This window comes from Saccharopolyspora karakumensis (genome assembly GCF_004349225.1).
GTDB classification, from domain to species: domain Bacteria; phylum Actinomycetota; class Actinomycetes; order Mycobacteriales; family Pseudonocardiaceae; genus Saccharopolyspora; species Saccharopolyspora endophytica.
The window spans coordinates 37,318-44,897 of sequence record NZ_SMLA01000054.1; the positions used below are offsets into that span (position 1 = coordinate 37,318).

A 7,580-nucleotide genomic window follows, 5' to 3' on the forward strand; every position below is an offset into this window, starting at 1 on the left:
GTTATCGCGCCGTGGTGCGGAAGCCACGCAGGCACAGGCTGTTGCCGACGACGAACAGCGAGCTGAACGCCATCGCCGCACCCGCGATCATCGGGTTGAGCAGCCCGGCCGCGGCCAGCGGCAGCGCCGCCACGTTGTAGGCCAGCGCCCAGAACATGTTGCCCCGGATGGTCGTCAGCGTGCGCCGCGACAGCCGGATCGCGTCCACCGCGGCGCGCAGGTCACCGCGCACCAGCGTCAGGTCACCGGCCTCGATGGCGATGTCGGTGCCGGTTCCCATCGACAGGCCGAGGTCGGCCTGCGCCAGGGCCGCGGCGTCGTTGACGCCGTCGCCGACCATCGCCACCGCCTTGCCCTCGCGCTGCAAGCGCTTGACGACCTCGACCTTGTCGGCGGGCATGACCTCGGCGATGACCTCGTCGATGCCGACCTGCGCGGCGACCGCGGCGGCCACCGCCGCGTTGTCGCCGGTGAGCAGGACCGGGGTCAGGCCGAGCTCCCGCAGCTGCGAGATCGCCTGCTGCGACGTCGGTTTCACCGTGTCGGCCACGACCAGGACAGCGCGCACCGCGCCGTCCCAGGCCACCGCGATCGCGGTCTTGCCCTCGGACTCGGCCGCGGCCTTGGACTCCGCGAGCGGTCCGTCGAGGTGCAGGCCCCACTGCTCCAGCAGCGCCGCGCGACCGGCCAGCGCAGCCCGACCCTCGACCACCCCCTGGACGCCGAGCCCTTCCAGGTTGGCGAACTCCACGACCTCCGGGAGCTCACCGACCTCGTCGCGCGCGCCGGTGGTGATGGCGCGGGCGATGGGGTGCTCGGAGGCGTTCTCCACGGCTCCGGCCACCCGCAGCGCCTCGTCGCGATCGGTGCCCTCGGCGGTGTGCACGTCGAGCAGCTGCATCTTCCCGGTGGTCACGGTTCCGGTCTTGTCCAGCACGACCGTGTCGATCCGGCGGGTGGACTCCAGGACCTGCGGGCCCTTGATGAGCACGCCCAGCTGCGCGCCGCGACCGGTTCCCACCAGCAGCGCGGTCGGCGTGGCCAATCCCATCGCGCACGGGCAGGCGATGATCAGCACGGCCACCGCGGCGGTGAACGCCGCCGTCATCGGTTGCCCGGCCACCAGCCAACCCAGCAGGGTCAGCAGCGCCAGACCGATCACGATCGGCACGAACACCGCCGACACGCGGTCGGCGAGCCGCTGGATCTGCGCCTTGCCGGTCTGGGCCTCCTCGACCATCCGCGCCATCTGCGACAGCTGGGTGTCGGCCCCGATCTGGGTGGCGCGCACGACCAGCCGGCCACCGGCGTTGACGGTCGCGCCCACGACCGCGTCACCTGGGCCGACCTCGACCGGAACGGACTCACCGGTGAGCATCGAGGCGTCGACGGCCGAACCGCCCTCCTCGACCACGCCATCGGTGGCGATCTTCTCGCCGGGGCGGACCACGAAGCGATCGCCGACGGTCAGCTGCGCCGTGGGCACCCGGACCTCTTCGCCGTCGCGCAGCACGGCCACGTCCTTGGCGCCCAGTTCCAGCAACGCCCGCAGCGCGGCTCCGGCTCGACGCTTGGCGCGCGCCTCGAAGTAGCGCCCGGCCAGCACGAACGTGGTGACCGCTGCGGCGACCTCCAGGTAGATCGAGCTCGTGGCATCGCCGCGTTCGATGGTCAGCGCGAACGGGTGGGTCATGCCCGGCATGCCCGCGTGTCCGAACAGCAGCGCGTAGAGCGACCAGAGGAACGCCGCGAGCGTGCCCATCGACACCAGGGTGTCCATGGTCGCCGCGCCGTGCCGCAGGTTCAGCCACGCCGCGCGGTGCAGCGGCCACCCGCCCCAGACCACCACCGGCGCGGCCAGCACCAGCGAGATCCACTGCCAGTAGGTGAACTGCCACGCGGGCACCATCGCCAGCACCACGACCGGCGCCGACAGGGTCAGCGATCCGAGCAGCCGCTGCCGCAGCGCGTCGGCCGGTTCCTCCTGCTCGGGCTCCGCGGTGGGCAGAGCGGCACCGTAACCGGCCGCTTCGACGACCTCGACCAGCCGCTGCGGGTCCAGGCCGTCGGGCGCGGAGACCTGCGCCTTCTCGGTGGCGTAGTTGACGCTGGCGGCGACGCCGTCGAGCTTGTTGAGCTTGCGCTCGATGCGGTTGGCGCACGAAGCGCAGGTCATACCGGTGATCGCCAGCTCGACGGTCCGGTCTGCGGAGTGCTCTACCGTGGTCATGCCAGTTCCCTTCGCGCCGGTCCGGTCCGTCATGAGGCCAGCTCGTAGCCGGCCTCTTCGACAGCCGCGCGCACCGCGGCCTCCTGCGCGCTGCCGACGACGGTGACCGCGCCGCTGGGCAGGTCGACCTTCACGTCGGTCACACCGTCGATGGCGCCGACCTCCTCGGTCACCGAAGCCACGCAGTGCTGGCAGGTCATTCCGGTCACGTGGTAGGTCGTCTCGCTCATCGGTCCATCCCTCTCGGTTCGCGGGTCGCACGCCGACGCGTCGCGCCGACACCCTCGAATCTATACCCCCAGGGGGTACCTGTTCAAGCGAGGTCCGACGTGAATTCAGAATACCCCTCAGGGGTAACGTCACCTGCGGTGGAGCCGGGAGTCGATGACGCCCGGCTCCACGCCCGGACTCAGGCGGTGACGATCTGGTCGCCCTCCACCCGAACGGGGATCGAGGCCAGCGGGCGGTCCGCCGGACCCTTCTTCACCGAACCCGACAGGGCGTCGAAGACCGAACCGTGGCAAGGGCACTTCAGCTCCGCGCCCTCGGGCTTGACCGGGCAACCCTTGTGCGTGCAGGCGGCGTCGAAGGCCACCACCGCGGAGTCGTCCGGCCTGGCCACTATGGCCTGCCTGCCATCGGGCGCCGGCACGGGGATCGCACCCCCGACAGGTACCGCGGCCAGCGGGGTGAGCGACCGCCCCGACGGCGCGGGCGGCTGGTCCGGGGCGGGCTGCTGCGGCGCGGGCTCGGCACCGCAGGCCGACAGGGCGGCGACACCGGCGACGGCGCCACCGGCAGCGAGAACGGAACGGCGGGAGCGTGTCTCATCTGTCATGCGCTCGAACACGAGAGTCCGGCGAGATCGGTTCAATTCCGTTCGACGTTGAACCGAACGCACCGACTCCGCGTGTTCACTCGCGTACACGGATGTTCCGGCGGCTCTAGGAGCGCGGCGATGGTCGGTTGGATACTGCGAGCACTGGTGGCGCTGGGCCTGCTCGGCTCGGCGTGGGTGCACTGGGTGGTGTGGCAGGACTGGGCCAAGGACATGGCCGTCGTCGGCCCGTCCTTCCTGGTCAACGTCGTGGCCGGGGTGGTGATCGCGATCGCCGTGCTCGTCTGGCGCTCACCGCTGCCCGCGATCGCCGCCATCGGCTTCGGTCTGGCCACCCTCGCCGCCTACACGCTGTCGCTGACCGTCGGCTTCTTCGGCGTGCAGGAGCAGTTCGCCACCAGCGAGGAGGCCTGGGGCGTGATCACCGAACTCGGCTGCGTGGTGTTCGGCACCGCGCTGCTGCTCACCCGCGACCGCACCCGGGCCGCGGTGTGACCGACGGCCCCGAGGCGCAGCTGATGCGCGTGCTGCACGACCAGCACGCGGCTGCGCTGCGGTCCTACGCGCTGGAGCTCACCAACGGCGACCGCGCCCACGCCGAGGACGTCGTGCAGGAGACCCTGCTGCGCGCCTGGCGCCACCCGAAGGTCCTCGACCAGTCCGAGCGCTCCGCCCGCTCGTGGCTGCTGACGGTGGCCCGGCGGATCGCCATAGACGAGTGGCGCTCCGGCACCTCGCGCGCGGAGATCATGACCGAGGCTCCCCCGGAGCAGATCAACGACGACGCCACCGAGCGCGCCGTGCAGGGCTGGCTGGTCGCCGACGCGATCGCCGAGCTCAGCACCCGCCACCGCGAGGTCCTGGCGCTGTGCTTCTACCAGGGCATGTCGGTGGCCGACGCCGCCGCACGCCTCGGCGTCCCGGAGGGGACGATCAAGTCCCGCACGCACTACGCCTTGCGCGCGCTGCGCCTGGCGCTGGAGGAGAGAGGGGTGACGCGGTGAGCCGGCGACGAGACCCGCAGGGCGATCAGTTCGCCCACTTCGACGCCGCTTACGTGCTCGGCGCCCTGTCCCCGGAGGACCGCGCCGAGTTCGAGCGGCACCTCGGTGTTTGCGAGACCTGCGCGGCCGCCGTCGGCGAGCTCGCCGGTCTGCCCGGACTCCTCGCCCGGGCAGATCCCGCCCCGCTCGACGCCGGGACCGGCCCCGCGGACCCGCTGCCCACCCTGCTCGCCGAGGTCCGCCGGAGCAGGACGCGGCGCCTGGCCGGGACGGTCTCGGCCGCCGCGGTGGCGGTGGCCGCGTGCGCGGCGCTGGTGCTGTCCACCGAGCTCGCCCAGACCGGGCCGGGCACCGAGATGACCGCGCTGGGCGCCTACCCGGTCGCGGCCAGCGTCAACCTCCGCGACCTGCGCTCGGGAACGCGGGTCGACGTGGACTGCGAGTACGAGGGCCGGCGCGGCGGTGACTACGTGCTGGTCGTGGTGCGCCGGGACGGCACCAGCGAGGTGCTGGCGCGGTGGTTCGCGATGCCCGACAACAACGCCGTGCTCAAGGTGACGACACCGGTGCGGCGCAGCGACATCCGGTCGCTGGAGCTGCGCACCCCCAACGGCCCGGCGATGCTGACGCTGCCCGTCACCCGGTGACGCGGTGGTCCTCGGCCAGCCCCTTGGCGCGGGTCAGCAGCTCCTCCGGCAGCGCCGCCGGTTCGAGCCCGTAGCGCTGGTCGTAGGCGGCGAGGACGGAGTCCTCGAAGCCCTCCAGCGAGCGACCCGGGGCCTCATCGGCGAGGGAGCCGACCGAGTCGTCGTCGAAGGGCAGGTCCAGTGCGCGGTAGATCTCGGTGAGCAGCGGTCGCAGCACGTCCGCGTCATCGAGGATCGCCACCGCGCTGAACAGCCACGCGCCGCGCACCATCCGCTGCGCCGTGCCGACGAGCTTCACCCGCCCCCGGGCGTTGACGCTGTGCGCGCCGGGGCAGTACTCCCCCGGCACCGCCCCGACCTGCGCGTCGATGCCGTGCTGGGCGAGGATCTCGGACCACAGCTCGGCATAGCCGACGAACCGCTCCTCCAAGCCCGCCAGCCGTCCCGGGTCGGGCCCGGCGTGGTCGACGACCAGCGAGTTCTCGGTGTAGGCCACGGCCCGTCCCCCGGGCGCCCGCAGCACCGGCGTGAACCCGGCGTCGTGCGCGGCGGCGACGGCGTCGGGGAACCCCGGCAGGAGGCTGTCCCGGCGGCCGAAGGCCACCACCCGCGCCTCGGGCCGGTAGACGCGGAGCGCCGCCCCGGTCTCACCCGCGCTGATCCGCCGCAGCATCGCGTGCGCCGTGGCCACCTCCAGCGCTTGATCCCCGCCCACGCCCAACGCCCCGCGCAACACATCCACGGCGACAGTCTACGCAGCGCACGACTCCGCGATCGCAGCGGAAACCGGGCGGCCGACCTCCGCTGGACGCGGCCCAGCCGTCAGTCCAGCAGCGGGGTTCCGTTGAACACCGCGAGCTCCTCGCGGTAGAACTCCAGGCCGATCCCGTTGGGGTCGCGGATGTAGAGGCTGTCGTCGATGCCCCGATCCGGACCGACGTAGCCGACGCCGGCCTCATCGAGTCGCTGGCGGGCGGCGGCGAAGTTCTGGGCGTCGGTGGACAGCGCGATGTGCTGCACCGCGCCGATCGTCTCCTCGAACGGCGGGTGGTCGTGGCCGGGGAAGTCGAAGAACCCCAGCAGGTTGCGGTTGCCGACGTCGAAGAAGAAGTGGCTGGAACCGGCGTAGTCGCGGTTCTCCACCAGCTCGACCAGCGGGAAGCCCAGCAGCTCCTGGTAGAAGCGGATGGTCTCCTCGACGTCCTTGCAGATCAGCGCGACGTGGTGGAAGCCCTTGACGGTCGGCGCCAGGCGCTTCCCGCCGGGCATCAGGTACTGGTCGCGAAGCTCGTCGCGGCGGGCCCGGATGGCCTCCAGCTCGGCCCCTTGCGGCTGCGGCATGGTCAAACTCCTTTCACTTTCAACCAATCTTAGTCCATCCCGGTTCCCCGGCGATCAGCCGAACTCCGGCGAACCGCTCGTCACGACGCGCTGACCTGCGCCCGCCCGTGTCAGGCTGAACCCGTGAACGAAGGCCGGTTGGCGACCTACCGGCGGATGCGCGACTTCGAGCGCACCGCCGAGCCCCGCGGCGACGGCACCACCGGGACCGGCGACCGCTTCGTCGTGCAGCGCCACCGCGCTCGCCGCAGGCACTACGACCTGCGGCTGGAGTTCGACGGTGCGCTCCTGAGCTGGGCGGTGCCCAAGGGGCCGACGCTGGACCCGGCGGTGCGCCGGATGGCCGTGCAGGTCGAGGACCACCCGCTCGAGTACGCCGACTTCGAGGGCACCATCCCGGCAGGCGAGTACGGCGGCGGCGACGTGATCGTCTGGGACCGCGGCACCTGGACGCCGGGCGAGGACGACACGGCCGCCGCCCTCGAAGCCGGCACCCTGCACTTCGAGCTGCACGGCGAGAAGCTGCGCGGCCGGTTCGTGCTGGTCCGGCGCGGCGAGAAGCAGTGGCTGCTGCTGCACAAGCGCGACGAGCACGCCGAGGACGGCTGGGATCCCGAGCAGCACCCGAGGTCGGTCAAGAGCGGCCGCACCAACGAGGAGGTCGCCGCCGCCCCGGAGGCGATGTGGCGCGGGGACCTGCCCGCCGACCAGGCCGAGATCCGGCTGCGCCCGAGCTGGGAACCGCCGACCGATTCCGAGCTCGCCGAGTTGGAAGGGCTCAAGTCCAAGGGGACCTGGAACCTGCAGGGCCACCGGATCTCCCTGACCAACCTCGACAAGGTCCTCTTCCCGGGCCGCGACGGCGAGGAGCCGATCACCAAGCGCGAGCTGGTCGCCTACCACGCGCGGATCGCGCCGGTGATGCTGCCGTACCTGGTGGGCCGGGCGCTCAACAGCCACCGCTTCCCCAACGGCGTGGACTCCCCCGGCTTCTGGCACAAGCAGGCGCCCGGCCACGCCCCGGAGTGGCTGTCCACCTGGGAGTACCCGGGCGCCGACGCCGACGACGTGCAGCGCTACATCGTCCCGGACAGCCCCGCCGCGCTCGCCTGGCTGGCCAACTACGCCGCGCTCGAACTGCACCCGTGGACCTCGCCGACCAGCGACGTGGAACATCCGAGCTGGGCGCTGTTCGACATCGACCCCGGCGAGCAGACGAGCTTCGACGAGGTGCTGACGCTGGCGAGGCTGCACCGGGCGGCGATGGATCACCTGGGCGTCGTCGCGAAACCGAAGGTGACCGGCCAGCGCGGCATCCAGATCTGGGTCCCGATCGAGCCGCGCTACACCTACGCCGAGACCCGGGCGTGGGTGGAGAAGGTGTCGCGCGCGGTCGGCAACACCGTCCCGGAACTCGTCAGCTGGGCGTGGACGAAGACCGACCGGCGTGGCCTGGCGCGGCTCGACTACACGCAGAACGTCCTCAACAAGACGCTGGTCGCCCCCTACAGCGCCCGACC

The 7,580-nt window shown here is 72.1% G+C and carries 9 protein-coding genes; 4 read left to right on the forward strand and 5 right to left on the reverse strand.

The window, feature by feature from the left end:
• Nucleotide 1: 1 nt before the first annotated feature.
• The 3 genes from E1202_RS25660 to E1202_RS25670 all read right to left on the reverse strand — a co-directional run bounded on the left by E1202_RS25660 (nucleotide 2) and on the right by E1202_RS25670 (nucleotide 3,068).
• The gene (locus tag E1202_RS25660; RefSeq protein WP_132685698.1) at nucleotides 2-2,230 is read right to left on the reverse strand and encodes a heavy metal translocating P-type ATPase; all 2,229 of its coding nucleotides are present in this window, start codon (nucleotides 2,228-2,230) and stop codon (nucleotides 2-4) included.
• A gap of 29 nt (nucleotides 2,231-2,259) precedes the next feature.
• Nucleotides 2,260-2,460 carry a heavy-metal-associated domain-containing protein gene (locus E1202_RS25665; protein ID WP_132677730.1) on the reverse strand — a complete coding sequence of 67 codons (201 nt, stop codon included), beginning with the start codon at nucleotides 2,458-2,460 and terminating at the stop codon, nucleotides 2,260-2,262.
• A gap of 179 nt (nucleotides 2,461-2,639) precedes the next feature.
• Nucleotides 2,640-3,068 carry a Rieske (2Fe-2S) protein gene (locus E1202_RS25670; protein WP_132685699.1) on the reverse strand — a complete coding sequence of 143 codons (429 nt, stop codon included), beginning with the start codon at nucleotides 3,066-3,068 and terminating at the stop codon, nucleotides 2,640-2,642.
• A 120-nt stretch (nucleotides 3,069-3,188) separates the two neighbouring features.
• On the opposite strand from E1202_RS25670, the gene E1202_RS25675 reads away from it, so the two are divergent.
• Genes E1202_RS25675 through E1202_RS25685 form a run of 3 tightly spaced genes read left to right on the forward strand, consistent with a single transcriptional unit; the run spans nucleotide 3,189 to nucleotide 4,719 of the window.
• Nucleotides 3,189-3,563, forward strand: coding sequence for a hypothetical protein (locus E1202_RS25675; RefSeq protein ID WP_132685700.1), 375 nt, complete (start codon nucleotides 3,189-3,191; stop codon nucleotides 3,561-3,563).
• A 23-nt stretch (nucleotides 3,564-3,586) separates the two neighbouring features.
• A complete protein-coding gene (locus E1202_RS25680) occupies nucleotides 3,587-4,072 on the forward strand; it encodes a sigma-70 family RNA polymerase sigma factor (protein WP_235879010.1) in 486 nt (161 codons plus the stop codon).
• Nucleotides 4,069-4,719, forward strand: a complete 651-nt coding sequence (locus E1202_RS25685) for a zf-HC2 domain-containing protein (RefSeq protein ID WP_132685702.1) — start codon at nucleotides 4,069-4,071, stop codon at nucleotides 4,717-4,719. The genes E1202_RS25680 and E1202_RS25685 overlap by 4 nt, the downstream gene beginning before the upstream one ends.
• Here E1202_RS25685 and E1202_RS25690 read toward each other — a convergent pair.
• Nucleotides 4,709-5,461: a lipoate--protein ligase family protein gene (locus E1202_RS25690; RefSeq protein ID WP_132685703.1), complete on the reverse strand. Its 753-nt coding sequence runs from the start codon at nucleotides 5,459-5,461 to the stop codon at nucleotides 4,709-4,711. The two genes, E1202_RS25685 and E1202_RS25690, sit on opposite strands and share 11 nt — an antisense overlap.
• Before the next feature lie 80 nt (nucleotides 5,462-5,541).
• The gene (locus tag E1202_RS25695) at nucleotides 5,542-6,060 is read right to left on the reverse strand and encodes a VOC family protein (RefSeq protein ID WP_132685704.1); all 519 of its coding nucleotides are present in this window, start codon (nucleotides 6,058-6,060) and stop codon (nucleotides 5,542-5,544) included.
• A 123-nt stretch (nucleotides 6,061-6,183) separates the two neighbouring features.
• Here E1202_RS25695 and ligD point away from each other — a divergent pair.
• On the forward strand, nucleotides 6,184-7,580 hold a 1,397-nt coding region (gene ligD / locus E1202_RS25700; protein ID WP_132685705.1), incomplete at its 3' end, for a non-homologous end-joining DNA ligase LigD.